21 protein-coding genes are annotated in these 23,139 nt (G+C 69.8%); 16 read left to right on the forward strand and 5 right to left on the reverse strand.

Going from position 1 to position 23,139, the window contains the following annotated elements; genetic code table 11:
* Window positions 1–226: 226 nt before the first annotated feature.
* A complete protein-coding gene (locus tag AB0J58_RS30655) occupies window positions 227–877 on the forward strand; it encodes a lysophospholipid acyltransferase family protein (protein ID WP_364222229.1) in 651 nt (216 codons plus the stop codon).
* A gap of 72 nt (window positions 878–949) precedes the next feature.
* Window positions 950–2,581 (forward strand): penicillin-binding transpeptidase domain-containing protein, encoded by a 1,632-nt coding sequence (locus AB0J58_RS30660; protein ID WP_364222232.1) that lies wholly within the window; start codon window positions 950–952, stop codon window positions 2,579–2,581.
* Between the two features lie 31 nt (window positions 2,582–2,612).
* Here the strand turns inward: AB0J58_RS30660 and AB0J58_RS30665 are convergent, their stop codons facing one another.
* Window positions 2,613–2,903: a DUF3040 domain-containing protein gene (locus AB0J58_RS30665; protein ID WP_343980587.1), complete on the reverse strand. Its 291-nt coding sequence runs from the start codon at window positions 2,901–2,903 to the stop codon at window positions 2,613–2,615.
* 581 nt (window positions 2,904–3,484) lie between these two features.
* Here AB0J58_RS30665 and AB0J58_RS30670 point away from each other — a divergent pair.
* A complete protein-coding gene (locus AB0J58_RS30670) occupies window positions 3,485–3,664 on the forward strand; it encodes a hypothetical protein (protein ID WP_343980585.1) in 180 nt (59 codons plus the stop codon).
* Window positions 3,665–3,734: 70 nt separating this feature from the next.
* Window positions 3,735–6,950, forward strand: coding sequence for a PDZ domain-containing protein (locus tag AB0J58_RS30675; RefSeq protein ID WP_364222235.1), 3,216 nt, complete (start codon window positions 3,735–3,737; stop codon window positions 6,948–6,950).
* A gap of 57 nt (window positions 6,951–7,007) precedes the next feature.
* On the opposite strand, the gene AB0J58_RS30680 is transcribed toward AB0J58_RS30675, so the two are convergent.
* Window positions 7,008–7,403 carry a VOC family protein gene (locus AB0J58_RS30680; RefSeq protein WP_343980579.1) on the reverse strand — a complete coding sequence of 132 codons (396 nt, stop codon included), beginning with the start codon at window positions 7,401–7,403 and terminating at the stop codon, window positions 7,008–7,010.
* Between the two features lie 268 nt (window positions 7,404–7,671).
* The gene (locus AB0J58_RS30685; protein ID WP_364222238.1) at window positions 7,672–8,628 is read right to left on the reverse strand and encodes a YafY family protein; all 957 of its coding nucleotides are present in this window, start codon (window positions 8,626–8,628) and stop codon (window positions 7,672–7,674) included.
* Between the two features lie 83 nt (window positions 8,629–8,711).
* On the opposite strand from AB0J58_RS30685, the gene AB0J58_RS30690 reads away from it, so the two are divergent.
* The 5 genes from AB0J58_RS30690 to AB0J58_RS30710 all read left to right on the forward strand — a co-directional run bounded on the left by AB0J58_RS30690 (window position 8,712) and on the right by AB0J58_RS30710 (window position 13,112).
* The gene (locus AB0J58_RS30690) at window positions 8,712–9,458 is read left to right on the forward strand and encodes an alpha/beta fold hydrolase (protein WP_364222241.1); all 747 of its coding nucleotides are present in this window, start codon (window positions 8,712–8,714) and stop codon (window positions 9,456–9,458) included.
* Window positions 9,459–9,659: 201 nt separating this feature from the next.
* The gene (locus tag AB0J58_RS30695) at window positions 9,660–10,547 is read left to right on the forward strand and encodes an ABC transporter ATP-binding protein (RefSeq protein ID WP_364222244.1); all 888 of its coding nucleotides are present in this window, start codon (window positions 9,660–9,662) and stop codon (window positions 10,545–10,547) included.
* The gene (locus AB0J58_RS30700) at window positions 10,547–11,272 is read left to right on the forward strand and encodes an ABC transporter permease (RefSeq protein ID WP_364222247.1); all 726 of its coding nucleotides are present in this window, start codon (window positions 10,547–10,549) and stop codon (window positions 11,270–11,272) included. The genes AB0J58_RS30695 and AB0J58_RS30700 overlap by 1 nt, the downstream gene beginning before the upstream one ends.
* A 117-nt stretch (window positions 11,273–11,389) precedes the next feature.
* Window positions 11,390–12,439: a histidine kinase gene (locus tag AB0J58_RS30705; RefSeq protein ID WP_364222250.1), complete on the forward strand. Its 1,050-nt coding sequence runs from the start codon at window positions 11,390–11,392 to the stop codon at window positions 12,437–12,439.
* Window positions 12,440–12,506: 67 nt separating this feature from the next.
* The gene (locus AB0J58_RS30710) at window positions 12,507–13,112 is read left to right on the forward strand and encodes a response regulator transcription factor (RefSeq protein ID WP_364222253.1); all 606 of its coding nucleotides are present in this window, start codon (window positions 12,507–12,509) and stop codon (window positions 13,110–13,112) included.
* Between the two features lie 25 nt (window positions 13,113–13,137).
* Here AB0J58_RS30710 and AB0J58_RS30715 read toward each other — a convergent pair whose 3' ends face one another.
* Window positions 13,138–13,992 carry a GDSL-type esterase/lipase family protein gene (locus AB0J58_RS30715; protein ID WP_364222256.1) on the reverse strand — a complete coding sequence of 285 codons (855 nt, stop codon included), beginning with the start codon at window positions 13,990–13,992 and terminating at the stop codon, window positions 13,138–13,140.
* A 179-nt stretch (window positions 13,993–14,171) separates the two neighbouring features.
* Between AB0J58_RS30715 and AB0J58_RS30720 the strand changes: the two genes are divergently transcribed.
* Together AB0J58_RS30720 and AB0J58_RS30725 are read left to right on the forward strand one after the other, a co-directional pair.
* Window positions 14,172–15,401, forward strand: coding sequence for an isochorismate synthase (locus AB0J58_RS30720; RefSeq protein ID WP_364222259.1), 1,230 nt, complete (start codon window positions 14,172–14,174; stop codon window positions 15,399–15,401).
* Window positions 15,402–15,577: 176 nt separating this feature from the next.
* Window positions 15,578–16,132, forward strand: a complete 555-nt coding sequence (locus AB0J58_RS30725) for a GNAT family N-acetyltransferase (RefSeq protein ID WP_343980551.1) — start codon at window positions 15,578–15,580, stop codon at window positions 16,130–16,132.
* A gap of 138 nt (window positions 16,133–16,270) precedes the next feature.
* On the opposite strand, the gene AB0J58_RS30730 is transcribed toward AB0J58_RS30725, so the two are convergent.
* On the reverse strand, window positions 16,271–16,954 hold the full coding sequence (locus tag AB0J58_RS30730) for a GntR family transcriptional regulator (protein ID WP_364222262.1): 684 nt from the start codon (window positions 16,952–16,954) through the stop codon (window positions 16,271–16,273).
* 236 nt (window positions 16,955–17,190) lie between these two features.
* On the opposite strand from AB0J58_RS30730, the gene AB0J58_RS30735 reads away from it, so the two are divergent.
* From AB0J58_RS30735 to AB0J58_RS30755, 5 genes are all read left to right on the forward strand, one after another.
* A complete protein-coding gene (locus AB0J58_RS30735; RefSeq protein WP_364222265.1) occupies window positions 17,191–18,015 on the forward strand; it encodes an ABC transporter ATP-binding protein in 825 nt (274 codons plus the stop codon).
* Complete coding sequence (locus AB0J58_RS30740) at window positions 18,012–18,833, forward strand: ABC transporter permease (protein ID WP_364222268.1); 822 nt, start codon at window positions 18,012–18,014, stop codon at window positions 18,831–18,833. The genes AB0J58_RS30735 and AB0J58_RS30740 overlap by 4 nt, the downstream gene beginning before the upstream one ends.
* Entirely contained in the window at window positions 18,830–21,010 is a 2,181-nt protein-coding gene (locus tag AB0J58_RS30745; RefSeq protein WP_364222271.1) for an arylsulfatase, read from the forward strand. The genes AB0J58_RS30740 and AB0J58_RS30745 overlap by 4 nt, the downstream gene beginning before the upstream one ends.
* On the forward strand, window positions 21,007–21,990 hold the full coding sequence (locus tag AB0J58_RS30750; RefSeq protein WP_364222274.1) for a formylglycine-generating enzyme family protein: 984 nt from the start codon (window positions 21,007–21,009) through the stop codon (window positions 21,988–21,990). Before AB0J58_RS30745 ends, AB0J58_RS30750 begins: the two co-directional genes overlap by 4 nt.
* Before the next feature lie 118 nt (window positions 21,991–22,108).
* Complete coding sequence (locus AB0J58_RS30755) at window positions 22,109–23,035, forward strand: ABC transporter substrate-binding protein (protein WP_364222277.1); 927 nt, start codon at window positions 22,109–22,111, stop codon at window positions 23,033–23,035.
* The last annotated feature ends 104 nt before the right edge of the window (window positions 23,036–23,139 follow it).

Here is a 23,139-nt window from a genome sequence, read left to right on the forward strand (position 1 = left end):
CCGGACAGGCCACCCGTTTCGGCGTCCTTCTTCGCGAGGAACGCCACCACCTCAGCGATCATCCGCTTCGGCACACCGACCAGGATTTCGTCGGGCTCGCCCCGGAAAAGGGCCACGCTGTTGGAGGAGGGCTACAAACCCGGCGGCTCCGCTTGTGCGGTTGCGTACAACCGTCAGCCGTCGGGCCACCACCTAGTGTGGTGAACCCGTCTCATGAGGAGAGTCCGTGCTCTATCGCCTGACCAAGACCGTCAGCGCTCCGCTCCTGCATCTGCTCTGGCCGACCACGGTCACCGGGCATGAGCACGTTCCCGTCACGGGCCCGGCCATCATGGCCTCCAACCATCTGTCGATCCTCGACTCGACCTTCCTGCCGCTGGTGCTCAAGCGCCAGGTACGCTTCGTCGCCAAGGCCGAGTACTTCACCGGTAACCCCGTCACCGCGATGTGGATGCGCGCCACCGGCCAGATCAGCATCGACCGGCAGAGCCCGACCTCGGCCCAGGACATGCTCGACGCGGCGGCGAAGGTGCTCGGCAACGGCGAGCTGTTCGGCATCTACCCCGAGGGCACCCGCTCTCCCGACGGCCGCCTCTACCGGGGCAAGGTCGGCGTCTCCTGGCTGGCCCTGGCCACCGGCGCGCCGGTGATCCCGGTGGCGATGGAGGGCACCGACAAGGTGCTGCCGATCGGTGCCGCGAGGCCCCGGCCGGGCCGGGTGAGCGTCCGCATCGGCAAGCCGATGACCTTCACCGGCTCCGAGACGAGCGCGCGCGACCGGCGCATGGTGACCGACGAGATCATGGCCGCGATCCAGGAACTGTCCGGACAGGAGTACGTGACGAGCTACGCGCCCAGCCGTACACAGGGCAAATGATCATTTATCGGAATATCTCGCGCAGGTCACGCTAGGCTGCGGCCCTGGGGGACCGAGAGCTGAGGGGATCACGTGGCACGGGGCAGAACGATCGCGATCACATCGGCGGCCGTCGTACTGGTGGCGGGGGCCGCCGGCGGCGGCGCCTGGTGGTACCTGCACACCAGGGGCACGCCCCAGGAGACCGCGCAGCGATTCGTCAGCGCCTGGCAGAGCGGCGACCTGGCGGGCATGCGCGCCGAGCTGGCAGCGCCGGATCCGGCACTCGCCACGACGTACGACAACATGCGCAAGGCCCTGGCGGTGGAGAACACCGTGGTACGGCTCGACGGGGTGCGCGAGACCGGGGACGGCACCGGCCAGGCCTCCTACACCGCGACTCTGAAGCTGAAGGACGTCGGTGAGTGGAGTTACTCCGGCAGCGTCGACCTGGCGGTCGTCGACCGGCACTGGCGGGTCAGGTGGTCGCCCAGTGCCGTCCACCCAGACCTGACCGCGACCACCGCCTTCGCGCTGAGAACGAAGTGGCCGGAGCGTGCCGCGATCACCTCCGCCGACGGCGCCCGCATCGACGGCGCCGACGTGGGCGGCTCGGTGCAGCAGCTCGTCGGCTATCTGGAGAAGGCCACGGCGAAGAGCGTCGCGAAACTGGGGGTCCCCTACAAGGTCGGCGACGCGGTCGGCGCGAGCGGGTTGCAGAGCACCTTCCAGAAGCGCCTGGCCGGCACCCCCGACACCGAGGTCGAGCTCGTCGGCGCGGACAAGAAGACCGTCAAGACGCTCGGCAAGATCGAGGGCGAGGCCGGAGAGAACCTGGAGACCAGCTTGGACATGCGGGTCCAGCGAGCCGCGGTCGAGGCGGTCCGCGACCTGGATAAGACCACCGCACTGGTCGCGATCAAACCCTCGACAGGCGAGATCCTCTCGGTGGTGAACAACAAGGGCGGCTTCAACCGGGCACTGGACGGCAACTATCCCCCCGGCTCGACCTTCAAGGCGGTCACCGCCGTGGGACTGCTGGCCGAGGGGATGAAGCCGGGCGATCGGGTCACCTGCCCCAAGGACGTCAAGGTCGGCGGCCTGCCGATCCGCAACTCCCACCACGCCGCCTACGGTTCGGTGTCGCTGTCCGACTCCTTCGCCCACTCCTGCAACACCACCTTCGCCCCCCTGGCCAAGGAGCGGCTGGGCGCCGACAAACTGCTGAGCACCGCGGAGCTGTTCGGTTTCAACAAGCAGTTCAGCATCGGCGTCCCGGCCGCCAAGGGCAGCTTCCCCAGAGCCCAGAGCGACGCGGAGCTGGCCGCGGAGTCCTTCGGGCAGGGCCGGATCACCGCCAGCCCGCTGATGATGGCCTCGGTGGCCGCCGCGCTGGCCGACGGCACCTGGCGCCCGCCGACCCTGGTCCCCTCGGTCGAGCAGAAGGTCGAGTCTCAGCTGCTCCCCGAGGCCGTCATGCCTGGCATGCACCAGATGATGTCCGCGGTGGTCACCAAGGGAACGGCGAAGGACGCGGGCCTGCCCCGGGGCACCCGGGGCAAGACCGGGACCGCCGAGTACGGCGCGCAGGACGACCTGAAGACCCACGCCTGGTTCATCGGCTTCCGCGGCGACCTGGCCTTCGCGGTGATCGTCGAGGAGGGCTCCGGCGGCGGGGCGGTCGCCGCCCCGGTGGCCGCCGACTTCCTGCGCGCCCTCGGCTGACGAACGGCCGCGATCGCGGCGGCGGCCGTTGTCACAGCGGGAACGCCGCGGCAGCCTCGTGGCGCAGCACCATGATGAGAAGCGTGGCGATCAACGTCGCGATCAGCAACCAGCTGAACATGATGATGACCGTCGAACGGCGCAGGCGCCTGGCGGAACGCCCCCTGCCCTTCGTGGTGCCGCGTTTGCGGCCACCGCCACCCTCCTTGCGCTGGACACGCTCGTTGAACGACTCCAGCCGCGCGGCGAGCCGCGGATCCTCATCGACGAGATGGCGCTCGATCTGCAGCAGCATGCGCTCCTCGTCTTGTGACCAGGCCATGCATCACCTCCCCGGAACGCAAGCCATGTGCCGACGTTCTGCCCAATCGTGAAGATCATTATCCGTTCCGAGGGCTGCGATTTACCTCTTCTTTTCGCAGGCGCGATCCAAGCACGTGATCATGCCCTCCCCCGGGGGCGGAAGGGCCGCGACTCAGCTGTCGGGCGATTCCCAGCCTTCTCCGCGATCTCGACATTCCCGCGGTCCCGATCGCCGCCATCGGCCGCTCCGGCGGCTCGTCCGGGCGGCCCCCGGGACGAGCGGCCCCCGCCCGACGTCGGCGGATCGTCTCGGACGGCCTCGAAGGCGACCTCGCGCTCCTGCCCGCCACCGCGAGCTCCGCGTGCGCGACACCGGCACAGTGATCACCGGGGCATGAGTGCGCGCGGCGGCAGGAGCTCTCACCGGAGCCCCCGGGCGCGAGGAGCGCACCTGATTCGACGTGCCGGCCGGCGCCACCCTCGGCCACGCACCGTATCCATAACCACACATTCTGTGGGTGGTTGATGCTTGCAAAGGGTATTAAACCCCCTTGAGTGCCTAATCAAGGGCGTCGTCCATCAAGCACACCGGGGGAAACGATGACGGACACCAAGAACACCAAGGACAGCAAGAACAAGGCGGCGAAGAGCTCGGGTAAGAGCAAGAAGGCCGCCATAAAAGCGACACGCTCCGCCAAACAGGCGAAGAAACAGGCCGGACAGCCCGAGATCAGGTTGCCCGAGACGGGGTCCGTCCACCCGGGTGGACGAGCCTCCTAGCCGCCGAGGGCGTGAAATCATGATCGGGCGACCGGCATGAAACCCGGTCGCCCGATCATGGAGTGACACGATGCCCGCCTACCTTCGTTTTCCGACGATCTTCGGCAACATGGTGGTCTTCGCCGCCGAGGACGACCTGTGGATGGTCACCGCCGGCGGCGGGCGGGCCTTCCGGCTGACCGCCGGGGTGGCCGAGGCGGGATACCCGCGCTTCTCCCCCGATGGCGACCGGCTCGCCTTCGTCGGCCGCGAGGAGGGGCCCGAGGAGGTCTACGTGATGCCCGCCGACGGAGGCGCGGCCCGGCGGGTGACCTACCACGGTGCCCGGTCCAGCGTCACCGGCTGGGATCCCGACGGCGGCATCGTCTACGCCAGCGACCAGGGCCAGCCCTTCGACGGCCGCAACCGGCTGCACCGGGTGGAACCGGATGGGATGCCCGAGCTCCTGCCGTACGGCCCGGCCAACACCATCTCCTACGGCCCGCGGATCGTGCTCGGCCGCAACACCGCCGACCCCGCCCGGTGGAAGCGCTACCGAGGCGGCACGGTGGGCGATCTGTGGATCGAGACCGGCGACGACGGGCGGTTCCGGCGGCTCACCGCGCTTCCCGGCAATCTCGCCTCGCCCTGCTGGGTGGGGGACCGGGTCTACTTCATCTCCGACCACGAGGGCGTGGGCAACGTCTACTCCTGCGACGCGAACGGCGGCGACCTGCGCAGGCACTCGGACCACGCCGACTACTACGCCCGCAACCTGTCCGGCGACGGTCACCGGCTGGTCTACCATGCCGGAGCCGAGCTCTACCTGGTGGAGGAGGGCGAGTCGCGCCCCATCGAGGTACGGCTGCGCAGCTCGCGCACCCAGCTCAACCGCCGCTTCGCCTCGGCCGAGAACTTCCTGGACAGCGCCACGCTCAGCCCCGACGGCAGTGGCCTGGCCATCACCACCCGGGGCAAGGCGTTCTCCTTCGCCGCCTGGGAGGGTCCGGTACGCCAGCACGGGGCGCTGTACGGGGTGCGTTACCGGCTGCTGAACTGGCTCAACGACGGTGAACGGCTGGTGGCGGCGGCCAGCGACGAGGGCGACCGCGAGGTGCTGGTGGTGCTCACCGCCGACGGCTCCGCCGACCCCGTCAGGCTCGACCACCTCGAGGTCGGCCGCGCCACCGCGCTGGAGGTCTCCCCCACGGCCGACCTGGTCGCGGTGGCCAACCACCGCAACGAGCTGATCCTGGTCGACCTCGCACCGAAGAGGTCCCCCAGGGCCTCAAAGAAGAGCAGGGGCCTGGCACAGGGCAGGACCGTCGACTCCAGCCGGTTCGGCGCGATCGAGGACCTGGCCTGGTCCCCCGACGGCCGCTGGCTGGCGTACGCCTGCCGGGACACCGCGCAGACGACGGCGGTGAAACTGTGCCGGGTCGAAACGGGCGAGACGTTCTTCGCCACCCGGCCGGTGCTGGCGGACGTCCTGCCCGCCTTCGACCCGGGCGGCGACTACCTCTACTTCATCGGCAAACGCGTCTTCAATCCCGTCTACGACGAGCTCCACTTCGATCTGGGCTTCCCGCTGGGCTCCCGCCCCTACGCGATCGCGCTCCGCACCGACGTCACCTCTCCCTTCGTCCCCAAGCCCCGGCCTCTCACGGACGACGACGGCGACGATGACGAGAACGAGGACGACGAGGTGCCCGAGGTGGTCATCGATCTGGACGGCATCGAGAACCGGATCGTCGGCTTCCCCGTCCCCGAGGGCCGCTACGAGGGCATCGCCGGCATCAAGGGCAAGGCCGTCTACCTGACCTTTCCCGTCGAGGGCAGTCTCGGTGACGACTACGCCGACTCCTCCGAGGGCACCCTGCACGTCTACGACTTCGCCAAGCAGAAGCAGGAGACCATGGTCGGGGACGTGTCGGAGTTCCGGCTCGGCCGCGACCAGAGCACGTTGCTCTACCAGGCGGGCAGGCGGCTGCGGGTGGTCAAGGCGGGCGAGGAGCCCGAGAGCGACGAGACCCCGGGCCGGACGAGCGGATGGGTGGACCTGTCCCGGGTCAAGGTGTCCATCCGCCCCGAGGCCGAGTGGCGGCAGATGTTCAGGGAGGCCTGGCGGCTGCAGCGGGAGAACTTCTGGACCGAGGACATGGCCGGGCTCGACTGGGACGGCGTCTACCTGCGCTACCTGCCGCTGGTCGACCGGGTCACCACCCGGGGGGAGTTCTCCGACCTGCTGTGGGAGCTCCTCGGCGAGCTGGGCACCTCGCACGCCTACGAGAGCGGCGGCGCCTACCGGCCCCGGCCGCACTACCGGCAGGGCAAGCTGGGCGTCGACTGGGCCTTCGAGGACGGGGTCCACCGGATCGCGAGGATCGTCGGCGGTGACCGGTGGGACCCCGAGGCGACCTCGCCGCTCAACCGCCTCGGGGTGGACGTGCAGCCGGGTGACGTGGTGCTGGCCGTCAACGGCCAGCCCGTCGGCGGCGAAGTGAGCCCCGACGAGCTGCTGGTCAACCAGGCCGACCAGGAGGTCCAGCTCACCATCCGGCGCGGGGACGAGCGGCGGACCGTCACCGTCATGGCCATCGGCGACGAGCAGCCGGGCCGCTACCGCGACTGGGTGGAGGCCAACCGGGCCCGCTGCCACGAACTCGGCGGCGGCCGGATCGGCTACCTGCACATCCCCGACATGGGCCCGGAGGGCTATGCCGAGTTCCACCGCGGCTTCCTGACCGAGTACGACCGCGAGGCGCTCGTGGTGGACGTCCGCTTCAACGGCGGCGGCCACGTGTCGGCGCTGCTGCTGGAGAAGCTGGCCCGGCGCCGCCTGGGTTACAACTTCCCCCGCTGGGGCGTGCCCGAGCCCTACCCCGACGAGTCGCCGCGCGGCCCGATGGTGGCGATCGCCAACGAGTGGGCGGGCTCCGACGGCGACATCTTCAGCCACACCTTCAAGCTGCTCGGCCTGGGCCCGCTGATCGGCAAGCGCACCTGGGGCGGGGTGATCGGCATCTGGCCCCGGCATCACCTGGCCGACGGGACGGTCACCACCCAGCCGGAGTTCTCCTTCGCCTTCGACGACGTGGGCTGGCGGGTGGAGAACTACGGCACCGACCCCGACATCGAGGTCGACATCACCCCGCAGGACTACGCGGCGGGCGTGGACACCCAGCTGGACCGGGCGATCGAGGTCGCCCTGGAGCGCCTGGTCCTGCAGCCGCCGCACACCCCCAACCCGGCGGCCCGCCCTCGGCTCGTGGTGCCACGCCTGCCACCCCGCCGGCGTTCCCGCTGACCGCGAGCCGGCCGCGTCACGAGCGTGCGGGATCCGCCGCGGCGGGCCGGGGAGGAATCAGGCGAGGTTCAGCTGCCAGGAGACGCCGAAGCGGTCGTTGGTCCAGCCGAAGAGCTTGCTGAAGCCGTAGGAGCCGAGCGGCATCAGTGGCTCGCCGTTCTCCAGCAGCGCCGCGTACAGGCGCTCGATCTCCGCCTCCGACTCGCACTGCACGTACAGCGAGACCGAGGGGGTGAAGGTGAAGGCGTGCTGCACGTTGCTGTCGATGGCCATGTACTCCTGGCCCGCCAGCGTGAACGTGGCGTGCTGCACGCTGCCCTCCGCGCCCGGTCCCTCGGGACCGTAGCGGGCGATGGCGAGGATCTCCGCGTCGTCGAACAGCGACGTGTAGAACGTCATCGCTTCCTCCGCCGCTCCTTCGAACATCAGGAAGGTGGTTATTTTTTGTGACATCGGATGAACTCCCGTCAGGGTAGGTGGAAGTACGGATGTTCTCGGCCGCCAGGGCGGTCGGCTCGCCGGCGGTCCCGGCGGCCGGCGCGCCTCGCCCGGACGTGGCCGACGACGAGTATTTCAGTTTCAATTTATATAAGTCAAACTCGATATAAAGATATGCGGCACGGGATCCGGCCGGCTCCCGGTCCCACCTGGAAACGCTCCACGACACGGAATCACGGAATCCTCGACTCCACCCGGCCGGTTCGATCCGCAGGAGCCCCGGTCAGGGCGGGGTGGTGTCGGCGGAGGCGAGGAGGCGGGCGGCGAGGGCTCTGATCTCGTCGCGCAGTTCGGCGGGGGCGACGACGGTGAACGGCCAGCCGAGGCCGGCGAGCATCTGGGCCATTCCGTCCAGCCGCTCGGCCCTGGTGGTCAGCAGCACCCCGGCTGAGGTCTCGGCCAGGGTCGCCGTGGCGGCGGGAATCCGGGCCGCGGCCTCCTCCAGCGTGGCCTCCAGCAGCACCCTGACCTCGTGGCGGTAGGGCACCGCCGACAGCGATCCGACCACGTGCGCGACCGGGTCGAAGTCGTCCGGGACCGGGAATCTCCGCTCGGTGCGCTCGGCGCCCGCCACCCGGTCCACCCGGAAGGTCCTGATCTCCCCGCTGCCGTGGTCGAGTCCCGCGACGTACCAGCGGCCGGAGTGGAAGACGATGCCGTACGGGTCCAGCTCGCGCGTCGAGGCGTCGCCACGCCAGGAGCGGTAGGCCAGCCGGACGGCGACCCGGCGGCGGGCGGCGTCGGCGAGGGCGAGCAGCGGGCCCGCCCTCGGGGCGGGTGCCCGCGTCGTGGCGCCGGTGTGGCCCAGCGTCTCCGAGATCGCGTCGACGCGCTCGCGCAGCGGCCCCGGGAGCACCCGCTGGATCTTGGCCAGGGCGCTCTCGGTGGCCGTCTCCCCCACCGCCAGCCCGGTCCGCCGCCCGGCCAGCAGCCCCAGCACCACCGCGGTGGCCTCGTCGTCGGTGAGCATCAGCGGCGGCAGCTTGTAACCGGGCAGCAGCCGGTAGCCGCCGTGGCGGCCCCGCTCGGCCGAGACCGGCACGCCGAGCTCCGACAGCCGCACCACGTAGCGGCGCACCGTGCGCTCGTCCACCTCCAGCCTGGCGGCGAGATCGGGACCGGTCAGGCCGGGAGCGGCCTGCAGCAGTTCCAGCAGCGCGAGGACCTTCGCGGCGGTCATTCGAGATCTCCTCAAAAATCAGGACCGATACTGTCCGGATTCGATCCTAGGGTGAGACCAGGCGAACGAAGGAGAGCTGAGATATGAGCACTTACCTGCTGGTTCCCGGTTTCTGGCTGGGCGCGTGGGCCTGGGAGAAGGTCACCCGGCCGCTGCGCGAGGCCGGGCACGAGGTCCACCCGGTCACGCTCACCGGGCTCGGCGACAGAGCGCATCTGGCGGGCCCCGGGGTCGATCTGGAGACCCACATCCAGGACATCGTGAACACCGTCGTCTTCGCGGACCTGAGCGAGGTGATCCTCGTCGCCCACAGCGGGGCCGGCGCGCCGGTCACCGGCGCGGCCGACCGGATTCCCGAGCGTGTCGCCCGGATCGTCTACCTCGACGGCGGTCCGCTGGCCGACGGCATGACCCAGTTGGACATCAACGAGCCCGAGTGGCGGGCGTTCATCGAGAAGCGGGTCGCCGAGCGGGGCGACGGGGTGGGGTACCCGCTCATCTCCTGGGAGGAGCAGGAGCAGGCCGGGGCCAGCCTGGAGGGGCTGGGCGAGGCCGAGCGCGAGTGGTTCACCTCCCGCGCGACCCCCCAGCCGTACGGGACGATGACCCGGCCCCTGGTGCTCAAGGGCGGCGCGGACGCGCTGCCCAAGACGCTCATCGCGTGCTCGTTCCCGCTGGAGCAGGTGCACGCCATGATCGCCGCCGGCCACCCGGCCTTCGCGGCGCTCGCCGGACCCGAGTGGAGCTTCGCGGCGGTGCCCACCGGCCACTGGCCGATGTTCTCCAGGCCGGAGGAGACCGCGGCCGCGCTCGCCGCGCTGGCGGTCTGAGACGAAAAGCCTGACCGGGCGGGGGAACGGGAAAGGGCAGGCGAGGCCGAGCGCGGCCGGCCTGCTCCGCCCGATGCCTCCACGCTGCGATTCCGGTGACGGGCCGGGAACTCCGCGAGCACCCAGGGGTGACATTTGTCCTGGGCAGCCCTGGATCGATGGATCTACCTGGGATCCTGCGCCCTCCGTAGCGTCTTTCGCATGACGAACAACGCGGTGTCCCTCAATAACGTGACCAAATGTTTCGGGGCGGTACGCGCCGTGGACGACCTCAGCCTCGACATCCCCGCCGGGCAGACCGTCGCCCTGCTCGGTCCCAACGGCGCGGGCAAGTCGACCGTCCTCCGGTTGCTGCTCGGGCTGCTGGCCGCCGACTCCGGGACGGTACGCGTGTTCGGGGGCGCCCCGGAGGCCGCGATCCGGAGCGGGCGGCTGGCGGCGATGCCCCAGGAGGGCGGCCTGGTCTCCCGGACCACGGTCGGTGAGCTGCTCGGCTTCGTCTCCGGGACCTACCGGGCGCCGCTCCCGCTACGGGAGGTGATGGCCGTCGCGGGGCTGGAGGAGCTGGCCGGCCGCAGGGTGGAGCGGCTCTCCGGCGGCCAGGCGCAGCGTCTCCGCTTCGCGCTGGCGCTGGCCGGGGACCCGGAGCTGATCCTGCTGGACGAGCCGACCGCGGCGCTGGACGTCCGGGCCAGGCGGGAGTTCTGGGAGAGCATGCGTGCCTTCGCCGCGCGCGGCAGGACCGTGCTGTTCTCCACCCACTACCTGGAGGAGGCCGACGAGTACGCCGACCGGGTGGTGGTGATCGACAGAGGCCGGATCGTGGCCGACGGCACCAGCCGGGAGATCAAGCGCCTGGTCTCGCTGACCACGGTCAGCGTCACCGTCTCCGCGCCGGAGACGGCCTGGCTGGAACTCCTTCCCGGGGTCACCTCCGTCGAGAGCCGTGGGGAGCGCGCTCACCTGCGCACCCGCGACGCCGACGCCACCGTGCTGGCGCTGGCCGAGGCGGGAGCCGTACGAGACCTTGAGGTGGTCCCCGCCGCGCTCGAGGACGCCTTCATCGCACTGACGGGAGCGGACGTCTGATGCTCGGCTACATCCGCCTGGAGATCGCCAGAGCCCGCCGCGACCCGGGATACGTGATCATGGGTTTCGCCATGCCCGTGGTGATGTACCTGCTCTTCAGCAACCTTGGCGTGGCGGGTGACGACCACGGCTGGGCCGTCCTGCACGTGATGGTCAGCATGGCCGCCTTCGGCGCGATCGGCTCGGCCTTCAACAACGGCACCGGCATCGCCGAGGACAGGACCGCGGGCTGGCTGCGGCAGCTGCGCATCACTCCCCTGGCGCCGGTACAGGTGGTCGCCGGCAAGGCGGGCACCGGGATGCTCGTGGTACTGCCCGCGATCGCCGGGGTGTGCCTGTCGGCGGCGCTGCTCAACGAGGTACGGCTGGAGATCTGGCAGTGGGTCTCGATCGTGCTGCTGCTCTGGGCGGGCTCCCTGCCCTTCACCCTGCTCGGCCTGGCCATCGGCTACCGGTTCAGCGGCCAGACCGCCGCCGTGCTCAACATCGCGGCCAACCTGGTGCTGGCGATCGTCGGAGGTCTGTGGCTGCCCGCCGAGGCCTTCCCCTCCTGGCTGAAGGCGCTCGCGGAGTGGACGCCGAGTTTCGCCTACGCCGACCTGGCGCGGAAGATCGCCTTCGGTCAGGCGCCCGGGACCGGCGTGGCGCTGATCCTGACCGGCTGGCTGGTCACCTTCGGCGTCCTGGCGGTGTACGGCTACCGCCGGGCCGGGCGCGTGGTGTGAATCGCGCGGGCCGCGTGATAGGAGTGGCCGGATGAACCGAGGGCCGGAGGGAGCGGGGTGACGGAGCGGGAGAGGCCGCAAGAACCGGAGAAGGCGAAACCGAGATGGCCGGGGAGGTTGAGAAGGCAGGGGCCCGGGGAACTCGCCTTCTATCCGTGGCTGCTGATCGCCTACCCCCCGATCAGCGACCTCGTGGAAGGACACGTGCGGCCGGCGCTGCCGGCCGCGCTGGGCGTCGTCGGCTTCGCCGTCCTGTACGTGCTCTGCATCCGGCTGTCCTTCCGGGGCCGGCGACGAGCGGCGGCCGTGGCCCTGGCCGGGCTGCTCGTGGTGATCTTCCTGCTGCTGACGGGGCCGGCGCAGAACTGGTTCTACCTCGCACCGCTGATGACGATCGCCTGCGGGGTCGTGCTGCGCGGCAGGTCCGTCTACCTCCTCCTGACCGTCCTGACTCTCGCACTGACCGCGGTGATGTGGCACTCGGGAGCCGGCTGGGCGAGTATCTCCCTGGCCACCTGGGGAACGGCCACCGGCGGCCTGGTGGTCAGCGTCGTCCTGAAGCTCTTCTCCGTGATCACCGAGCTCCAGGAGACCCGTGAGGAGCTGGCCCGGGTCGCGGTGGCCGAGGAGCGGCTGCGGTTCTCCCGCGACCTGCACGACCTGCTCGGGCACACCCTGTCGGTGATGGTGGTCAAGGCGGAGGCCGTACGGCGGCTGGCCCCCCGCGACGCGGAGGCGGCGGCTCGGCAGGCGGCCGACATCGAGGCGGTCGGCCGGAAGGCGCTGACCGAGGTGCGGGCCGCGGTCAGCGGTTACCGGGGGCGCGGGCTGGCCGCCGAGCTGGCCTCGGCGCGCACGGTGCTGGCCGACGCGGGCATCGCCGCCACGGTCACCGTCTCCGAGGACCGCCCCGCGCCGGAGGCGGACGCCCTGCTGGGCTGGGCCGTGCGGGAGGGTGTGACCAATGTCGTCCGCCACAGTGCCGCCCGCAGCTGCGAGATCACTCTGGAGGGCACGGTGCTGGAGATCCGCGACGACGGCCGGGGGGCCGGCCCGGGGGCCCTGGGCAACGGCCTGCGCGGCCTGACCGAGCGGGTCGTCGCGCTCGGCGGAACACTGGAGGCCGGCGGAGGCGACGGCTTCGTGCTGAGGGTGACGCTCCCGTGATCGGCGCTCTTCCGCCGGGGAGGAGCCTTTCGAGATCGCCGGTTTTCCGCCGAGGAGGAACGCTTTCATGATCAGGGTGCTGCTGGCCGAGGACCAGGGCATGATGCGCAGCGCGCTGGCCCTGCTTCTCGCTCTGGAGGACGACATCGAGGTCGTCGCCACGGTCGCCGGAGGCGACGAGGTCGTGGCCGCCGCGCTGGACACACGTCCCGACATCGCCCTGCTGGACGTCGAGATGCCGGGGATCAGCGGCCTGGAAGCCGCGGCCGGCCTCCGGGACCGGCTGCCCGGCTGCCGGGTGCTGATCCTGACCACCTTCGGCAGGCCCGGCTACCTGCGCCGGGCGATGGAGGCGGGCGCCGCCGGATTCCTCGTCAAGGACGGCCCCGTCGAGGATCTCGCCGCGGCGATCCGCCGGGTCCTGGCGGGCGAGAAGGTGATCGATCCCGCGCTGGCCGCCGCCGCGCTGAGCGCCGGCGCCAGCCCGCTGACCGATCGCGAGCGGGACGTACTGGCCGCGGGGGCGGACGGCGCGACGATCGCCGACATCTCTCGGCGGCTGCACCTGTCGGAGAGCACCGTCCGCAACTACCTGTCCGCCGCGATCGGCAAGACCGGCACCCGTAACCGCATCGAGGCCGCCCGCGCCGCCCGGCACAACGGCTGGCTCTGAAGACCGGCCGGCCCGGGCCGCCGGCTCAGGGGGCGAGGACGGGCACCGGTTCCTCTTCCGCGAGCCAGTCGCGCATCGCGCCGTAGGTCTTCTCCGCGATCAGCCGCTGACCCGCGGCGTTGGGGTGGAAGAAGTCCCACTTGCTGATGTGGCTCAGCGTGAACGCCTGCCTGAACACCTCGTTGCCGTCGAACCGGCAGTTCGGGCCGTACGCCGCGCAGACCCTGGCGAGTGCGGCGTTGAAACCGATCACCCGGTCGCGCACCCGGTCGCGGCGGGCCTGGTCGGCCGCCGACGTCGAGGTGGGGCGCGCCAGCATGGTGGGACAGATCCGGCCCACCTCCCAGAACCCGCGTGCCACCAGGTTGTTCCTGCCGGTCTGCCAGAGCCGGCTGATGTCGGGGATGCTCGCCACGAACACCCGGGCGTCGGGCCTGCCCGCCCGCAGCAGGGCCAGCGCCCCGGCCACCCGGCTCTCGTAGACGGCCACGGGGGTCATCAGCCGCTCCTCGGACACGCAGACGTCCTGGGCGCCGATCAGGAGCGTCACGTAGTCGGCGCGGTGGCCGACCGCCTGCGTCACCTGCCCGGCCAGGTCGGCGCTGGTGGAGCCGGGGACGGCGAGGTTCACATTGTGCCCGGCGAGTGCCACGTCCAGGGCGCGTAGCCTCAGGTAGTGGCTCCTGACATCGCGGTGCTCGCCGGTCGACCAGGAACGCGAGGCGCAGGTGACGTACCACCCGCAGGCGTTGAACCCCGCGCTGATGGAGTCTCCGAGCGCCGCCATGACCACCGGCCGCCAGGGTTGCCCCACCGCTGTCGCCCCGGCCGGAGCGGCCTGGGCGGCCGTCAGGGCGGCCAGCCCTGTGAGTGCTGTCACAGTCCTGCGAAGCATGACACCTCCGCTGCGAGATCGCGTCTGCTTCGGATGTATCACCGCAGGCCAGGGCGGCAGGCTCCGTTGACCGAGTGCCTTGGTTTTCTTGACACCGCGTGGCGGCCGTGCTGGCGGGGGAACCGCCGTCGAACATGTTCAGTTTCCGGCATAGAGTGGCGGGGGTGAGTGTAGCGCTCGGATCAACCCGTCCTCTCGTGGTGCGAACCACCTCCGTCGACGACCCCGGTGACCTGTTCGCACGGCTGCCGGAGACCGCGCCCTATGCCTGGGTCAGGCGCGGAGAGGGCCTCGTGGCCTGGGGCGAGGCCCTGCGTCTGGAGGTGCCGCCCGGCCCCCGGCGTTTCGACTGGGCTCGTGACCGGCTGTCGGACCTCTTCGGCGAGGCGGATGTCGCCGACGACGTGACGACCCCCGGTTCGGGCCCCGTCGCCTTCGGCTCGTTCACCTTCGACCCGGAGTCACGCGGGTCGGTCCTTCTCGTCCCCCGGACCATCCTCGCCCGCCGCGACGGCCGCGCCTGGCTGACCACCGTCGGTGAGCAGCGGCTCGACGCCGTCACCCCGCTCCGCGACCCCGGCAGGATCCGGTACGGCGACGGCAGCCTGAGCGCGCCGGAGTGGGAGCACGCCGTGGCCCGCGCCGTCCGGCGGATCAGGTCGGGCCGGTTGGAGAAGACGGTGCTCGCCCGCGACCTGACCGCCGTCGCCGAGCGGGCGATCGACGTCCGCCTGCTGCTGGCCCGCCTGTCGGGCCGCTACCCGGAGTGCTACACCTTCTCCTGCGCCGGGCTGGTCGGCGCCACCCCCGAGCTGCTGGTCCGGCGTACCGGGGAGACCGTCGAGTCCCTGGTGCTGGCCGGCACGATCGCGCGGGGCCGCGACCGGGCGGACGACATGGCACGCGGCGCCGCCCTGTTCTCCTCGGAGAAGGACCGCTACGAGCATGCCTGCGCGGTCGCGTCGGTACGGGAGGCGCTCGACCCGCTCTGCGCCGAACTGAAGATCCCCGAGGAGCCCGAACTCCTGGTGCTCCCCAACGTCCAGCACCTGGCCAGCCCGGTGACCGGGCGGCTGTCGGCGGGGATCTCGGTCCTGGACGTGGTGGCGGCCATGCACCCGACCGCCGCCGTCGGCGGCACCCCGACCGGGGCCGCGCTCGGCGTCATCCGCGAGCTTGAGGGCATGGACCGCGCCGGATACGCCGGTCCTGTCGGCTGGATCGACGCGCGGGGGGACGGCGAGTGGGGGATCGCGCTGCGTTGCGCCCAGATCGAGGGCCCCCGGGCCAGGCTGTTCGCCGGGTGCGGCATCATGGGCGACTCCGATCCCGCGTCCGAGCTCGCCGAGGCCCAGGCCAAGCTCCGGGTGATGCAGTACGCCCTGGAGGGCTGACCAGGGCGATCACCCCTGAACGGGTAATTCCCACCCGGCTGGTCGACGGCAGCCAGATGGGCGTACCCTCACAAGGGCAACACATCGGACATTTCCGGCAAGAAAACAACACTTTCCGCTACTCGCTGTTCTCTCGTCGCCGCACGGCCGGCTCGCTCGCCGGGGAGAGGAAGACCATGGCGTTACTGACCACCGACCGCCTCACGGTACGCGACTGGAGTCCCGAGGACGCCCGCGACGCTCTGGCCATCTACGGCACACCGGAGGTCACCCGGTGGCTGTCTCCGGCGATGAACCAGCTCGACGGTGAGGGGGCCATGCGGGCCACGCTGGAGGCGTGGGAACGCAACCGTGAGACCCTGACGCCCCCGCTCGGCCGCTGGGCGATCGTCCGCAACTCCGACCAGCGGATCATCGGTGGCCTCTCCCTGAGGTACCTGCCGCCCGACGAGGAGGACATCGAGATCGGCTGGCAGCTCGCCCCCGACTTCTGGGGGCACGGCTACGCCACCGAGGCCGGCCGCGCCCTGGCCGGATGGGCCTTCTCCATCGGTGCCCACGAACTCGTCGCGGTCGTGCGGGTGAACAACGAGCGCGGCGCCGGCACGGCCAGGCGCATCGGCATGCAGTGGGTCGGCGAGACGGACAAGTACTACGAGACGCGCCTCAACGTCTACCGGCTCTGGCCCAGCGACCTCACCTCGGCCCAGGAGGACGAGCTCCGGCTCTGACCGGCGGGCGTCCCGGGGCGGCCGCCGTATCCTCGATCTTCGACCGGCCAGGATCCGGCGTCGGGAGCCGAGATAGCGCAGCACGGCCAGGACACGGCGGCTGTGGCCGGCGACACGCAGCAGCCCGCCCACCTGGCGCTACAGGACAGGGGGGCGACGCTGGAACTTGATGTGGAGGATGTCGGGCCGGAACGTCGCCACGGCGTACACCGCGGTGTGCCCCCTGACCGTATAGATCGTCTGCCAGGTGCGGACCACCAGCGTCGAGGAATCGACGTCCAACAACTCGGAGGTCCTCTCGTCCGGCACCAGCGGCTCCAGGTAGGCGTCGGCGTGACTCAGGGGTATGCCGAGTTGCTGCGCGAAGTACGCCTGGATGTCATCGCCCACCCCCCGGGGGTCGATGGAGACTCCGTCGAGCAAGGTGGGCAGGAACTCGTGGACCCACACCACGGGGATCTCGTCGGCGAAGTAGAGCCGGTCGGTCTTCCAGACCTCGCTTTTTCGCGGGACATGCAGGGCGGTGGCGACCTCGTCGTCCGCCGGTACCTTCCCGTGGGGCTGCTCGACGATGCGGCACACACGTCCGGCGGCGGTGAGCAGCGTCTCGACGGACACCAGGTCCGAGAGCGTGTACTCGATCTGCTCGGGCCGCTTCGCCATGAAGGTGCCTATGCCCCACCGGCGAACCACGAGCCCACGGACACGTAACTCCTCCAACGCCTCGCGGAGCGTGTTGCGTGAAACCCCGAGCTCGGAGGCGAGGGTCACCTCGGGGGGCAGCTTGGAGTCGGCGGGGAATCGTTCGAGCAGCTCCCGCACGAGGGCGCTCCGCTGAGTGCGCTGCACTGATCGCGTCGCAGGTTGTGATGGCATCAGGCCCACCCTTCCTTGCTTCCGGTCACACCACTACCGCCCATTCGACAGACCGATTCTGCCGGAATGAATATTGACGAGGTAGAAGGTCCAACCTATCCTGATGGCCTTATCAGCGGCAACTTGGCGCCACCGCTCATCAGAGGCGTCGGACATGCCGGCCGGATAGGAGTTGAGCGGCGATGAACAGATCGACCGAGCGTAAAAAATCAGACACATTACCTGACACCGGTAGCCGCGAGGCACTCGCCCTTGACCGGGTCACCGTCTCCTTCACCGTCGGCGGTGACAGGATCGTCGCTCTTGACGACGTGAGTTTCGAGGTCGGACACGGCGGGTTCCTATCGGTACTCGGCCCTTCCGGCTGCGGCAAGTCCACCACACTCCGCCTCATCGCCGACCTGCTGCGTCCCGGGGAGGGAGAGCTGAACGTCCTGGGCGACAGCCCAGGCACCGCCCGAGCGCATCGGCGCGTTGGCTTCGTGTTCCAGGACGCCACCCTGCTGCCCTGGCGGCGGGTCATCGACAACGTGCTCCTACCGACTCAGGTCGGGCCATCGCGCGTGCGCGGCAAGCTCGGCATGTCGCCGAACGAGGCTCTCGCCGTGGTCGGGCTCACCTCCTTCGCTCAGGCGTACCCGTCCCAGCTCTCGGGAGGAATGCGGCAGCGGGTCGCCATCGCGCGGGCGCTGGTGACCAAGCCCGACATTCTCCTGATGGACGAGCCGTTCGGCGCCCTGGACGAGCTGACCCGCGACCGGCTGAATGTCCAGCTTCTGGACATCTGGCAGGCCAGCAAGACGACGATCGTCTTCGTCACGCACTCGATCCCGGAGGCCGTGTTCCTCGGGCAGCGCGTGATTCTCATGTCCTCCAGACCGGGCCGCGTCAGGGCGACGGTGGAGGTGCCTCTGCCGTACCCCCGCGAGTTGTCCTTGCGAGACAGCCCTCAGTTCACCGGCATCGTCGCCCAGTTGCGGCGCCTGCTCACCGAGGAGGAACTGTGACCGTCCAGTCGGGCACTCGTGAGCACGGCCGCCTCCAGGAAAAAAAGAGGTCGAAGAAGCGGTCACCGATCGCGCGGGCTCTCGTACCGGCCATGGGCTTCGTCCTGTTTGTCGTGCTGTGGGAAGCCGCGGTTCGGGCCTTTGCCGTGCCCGTCTACCTGGTGCCGGCCCCCTCGGAGGTCTTCACCGCTTTTGTCGACAACTGGGAACTCATCTACTCCAACACCGGTCAGACCGCGCAGGAGGCCTTCCTGGGCTTCGCGATCGGAAACGCCGCGGCCATCGCGCTGGCCGTCGTCTTCGTGATGAGCCCGTTCCTCGAACGACTCACCTTTCCCATCGTGGTCGGCCTGCGCACGGTCCCGATCATCGCCATCGCGCCGATCCTCATCATCATCTTCGGCAACGACGCCACACCCAAGATCGTGATCGCGGCGTTGATCTCGTTCTTTCCGACGCTGGTCAACGCGATCGTCGGCTTCAAGAACGTCGATCCCAAAATGCTGGAGCTCATGGCGATCCTCTCGGCGCGGCCGTGGGAGACGTTCCTGCGGGTGAGGGTGTTCAGCGCCCTTCCCTTCATCTTCTCCGCGCTGAAGATCGCGACAGGGAACTGCGTGCTCGGCGCCGTGGTGGGTGAGTGGATCGGCGCGGACAGGGGACTCGGCTACCTGATCATCCAGTCGACGTTCGACTTCAACACGACACTGCTGTACGCGACGATGTTGGTCGTCTCGATACTCGCGATAGTCGCCTTCGGGCTCGTCGCCGTCGCCGAGAAGCTGATCGTGCGCTGGGAACAGGAGCCGGCGCGATGACCTTCGAGGAAGAGTTCCGCGGCGTCATCGGCACCTCCGTCACCGAGTCCACGCCGTGGTGGCCCGAGACCCCCAGCCACTCGAACCGGCCCAACATCGTCGTGATCGTCCTCGACGACACCGGATTCGCGGACCTCGGCTGTTACGGATCGGAGATCAGGACGCCTAACATCGACCGGCTCGCCTCCGACGGCCTGCGCTTCAGGAACTTCCACACCACGCCACTGTGCTCCCCGACCCGGGCGGCCCTCCTCACCGGCCGGAATTCACACAACGTCGGTATGCGCTTCCTGTCCGAGGTGGACACCGGATTTCCCAACTGCCGTGGCCAGATCTCCGCCACCTGCGGCACGCTCGCCCAGATCCTTGACACGAACGGTTACGCGACCATGGCGGTCGGCAAGTGGCACCTCGCGCCGCTGACGGAGACCTCGCACGCCGGCCCCTTCCACAACTGGCCGTTGGGCCGGGGATTCCAGCGTTTCTACGGCTTCATGGGCGGGGTGACCGACCACTACACGCCGGAGCTCGTCCGGGACAACACACGGATACGCCGGGACTTCGGCGACGACTACCACCTGTCCGAAGACCTGACCGACGAAGCCGTGCTCTTCGTACGCGAACAGACCTCACTGGCTGCCGACCGGCCGTTCTTCCTCTATCTGGCCTTCGGCGCGACCCACGCGCCGTTTCAGGTGCCGGTGCACCTGGTGGAGAAGTACGACGAGGTCTTCGCGCACGGCTGGGACCGGATTCGCCTGGAACGCCTCCAGCGGCAGATCGAGCTTGGGATCGTTCCACAGGGGACGGAGCTGTCGGAGCGGCCCCAGGACATACCGGCCTGGCACGACCTCGACGACCGGCAGCGCCGCGTCGCCACCCGGCTGCAGGCGACCTACGCGGCCTTCCTCGAGCACACCGACACACAGATCGGGCGGCTGCTCGACGCACTGGGCGGATGCGGTGTTCTCGACGACACGATGATCGTGCTGTTGAGCGACAACGGTGCCAGTCACGAGGGTGGGAGCGGCGCCATGCAGGTGCTCGCCCCGTACAACGGCCTGTCGGAGGAGCTGTCCGAGTCGGAGCGCTTCCTTGAGGCGGCCGGAGGCAGGACGACCGCCCCGCACTACCCGGCAGGCTGGGCCATGGCGAGCAACACCCCCTTCCGGCGTTACAAGCAGTACGTGGACGGCGGTGGTGTCAACACGCCGCTGCTGGTCCGCTATCCCCACAGGATCGGAGACGCCGGGGCGGTGCGGACGCAGTTCGTGCACGCCATCGACATCACCCCGACGATCCTCGACGTCGTCGGCATCGACCCGCCGAGGTCGATCGCCGGTGTGCCGCAACGTCCGATGGACGGGCGAAGCGTCGCCGCCGCGCTCGACAACCCGGACGTCCCCGCAGGCCGCCGGACCCAGGCATTCGAGATGTTCGGTCACCGGGCGCTGGTGCACGAGCGATGGAAGATCGTCGCCGAGCACGTGACGGGTGAGGACTACGCCCAGGACCGGTGGCGCCTGTACGACCTCCATACCGATGTCTCGGAACACCACGACCTCGCCGCCCGGCAGCCTCGTCTCGTCGAGCAGCTGGCCGCGCTCTGGTGGCGGGAGGCCGAGGCCAACGGCATCCTCCCGCTGGACGACCGTCCCATGCGTGACATGCTCAACGGCGGCCACGTCGCCCCCGCCTACCGGCGCACCCGGTGGACCCTGTACCCGCCGACCTACGTTCCCTTCGGCCTCGCCCCCAACCTGGCGAGGCGTGCCTGGAGCTGCCGGGCGGACCTGTTGGCCGGGGAGGGCGACGGGACGGTGTTCGCCCAGGGCAGCGCGCTCACCGGGCACGGGCTCGGCATCATCGACGGGATCTTGGTCTACGAGTACAACGCGCTCGGCCACCGCACCCGTGTCAGTGCCGGGATACCCGTGCCCACCGTCCCGGCGCGAGTGGAGATCTCGTTTCGTCCCGCGCGGGAGCGGGGCGGCAGCGTCCGGCTGCTCATCGACGATGTGACCGTCGGCGAGGGACGTATCCCCCTGACGCTCGACAACGTCTCGTTCCTCGGCCTGGCCGTTGGGCGTGACAGCGCCTCACCGGTACTCAGTGGTGAGGTGCTGGGGCGTCTGCTGCGACTGGACCTCAGACTGCTTGAGGAGCGTCCCACATGACCGGGCCCGCTGCCGCCGAGGGAATGGTCTGGATTCCCGGCGGCAGAACCATCGTAGGGTGTGACACCGCGTATCCGGAGGAAGCCCCCGCGCGCGAGGTGCTCGTGGCCGGCTTCTGGATGGACCCCTGCCCGGTGACAAACCGGCAGTTCGCCGAGTTCGTCGAGGCGACAGGTCATGTCACCGACGCGGAACGGCCGCTGGACGCGAGCGTGTACCGCGACCTGCCTCCTGACCTGCGAGCCCCCTCCTCTCTGCTCTTCACTCCCGGTGACCATCCAGTCGACCTGCACGACGCCTCGCAGTGGTGGCAGATCGTACCGGGCGTCACCTGGTGTCACCCCTCAGGGCCGGGCAGTGACATCGCCGGTGTGGAGGACCATCCGGTGGTCCACGTCACGATCGAGGACGCCCGTGCCTACGCGCGCTGGAGAGGAGTCGAGCTCGCCAGCGAGGACGAGTGGGAACACGCCGCGCGCGGAGGTCTGCACCAGGCGCGCTACGAGTGGGGCGACGAGTTCGCCCCCGGCGGGAAGCACCGGGCGAACACCTGGCAGGGCCGGTTCCCCTGGGAGAACCTCGCCGTGGACGGCTGGGTGGGGACCTCCCCCGTCGGCTCCTACCCGGCCAACCGGTACGGCCTCCACGACATGACGGGAAACGTGTGGGAGTGGACCACCAGTTGGTGGACCGCCACCCGCCAGTCAGCGAAGGCCCTGTCACCCTGCTGCGGCCCCCCGCGAATTCCGGACGACGCGTGGGATCCCACGATGCCACAAGCCCGTATTCCGCGCTTCGTCACCAAGGGCGGCTCGCACCTGTGCGCCCCCGACTACTGCCGACGCTACCGACCGGCAGCTCGCAGTCCTCAGGCCGCCGACACGTCGAGCTCACATCTCGGCTTTCGATGCATTCTCCGTACAACTTCTCCTTCTCCTTCTGCGAGAACCCCCCCAGAGGACACCCATGTCAAACAATGATCTCTCCCGACGTTCCATGCTCAGGGCAGCGCTCGCGGGCGTAGCCGGAATAAGCTCGGCCACTCTGCTCGCGGGTTGCGGACAGGACCGTCGCGACGCGGGCACACGGAACACCACCGTGCCCGGCGCGAAGAATCTCTCCCTGCAGCTCGCCTGGCTCGCCAACGTCCAGTCGGCCGGCGAGATCGCGGCCGACAGGCTCGGGTACTTCAAGGAAGTCGGGCTGACGGTGGCCACCCGGCCAGGTGGCCCGAACGCCAATCCGATCCCGCTGGTGGCGGGGGGAAACTCCCTGGTCGGAATCACCTACGCGCCCGCGCTGATGTTGGCGCGCAGTCAGGGCATCCCCGTCCGCTGTTTCGGCGCCGCGATGCAGAAGGCGCCGCTGGCCTACTTCTCCCTGAAGAGCAGCGGCATCACCAGCGTGAGTCAGTACAGGGGCAAGAAGATCGGAGTGCAGGTCGGTGGAGAGCCCCTGCTCTCCGCGCTGCTCCGCAAGAACGACCTGGACCTGTCGGACGTCGAACTGGTCAAGGTCGGCGCGGACACGACCCCGCTCATCACGGGGCAGGTAGACCTCTTCGCCGCCTGGGTGCTCAACCTCCAGCAACTGGCCCCCGCCAAGGAGAAGGGCCTCAACCACCAGACCCTGTGGGACAACGGCGTGCGCATCCAGTCCAACTACTACATCGCCACGGAGGAAACCCTCACCAACCGCCGAGACGAACTGGTCGCCTTCCTCGAGGCGGTCTCCAAGGGCTGGGCCTACGCGATCGACAACCCACAGCAGGCGGTCGACATGGTGGCCGAGGCCGCTCCCGGGCTTCAGAAGAAGCACGAGCTTGAGGAGATCAAGACCCTTCTTCCCGGCTTCCTGTACGGACCCCAGACCCAGCAGCACGGATGGGGGTGGATGGACAAGGCGCTCTGGGAGAGCGCGCTCAGCGAGTACCAACAGCTCGGTGTCCTGAAGAAGCCGGTCAGCGTCGACGAGATCGCGACCTGGGAGGTACTCAACGGCGCTACGGGGCGTGTACGGCGCTAGGAGGCGTGGTCGACTCCATCGGCGAAATCCCGAGGCACCCTCATCCGGCTTCGACGGCGGGCCTACGACGGCGTGGAGGTCCACACCACGCCAGGACAGTGCTC

It is taken from the genome of Streptosporangium sp. NPDC049644 (assembly GCF_040675205.1).
In the GTDB taxonomy this organism is placed as follows: Bacteria; Actinomycetota; Actinomycetes; order Streptosporangiales; family Streptosporangiaceae; genus Streptosporangium; species Streptosporangium fukuiense.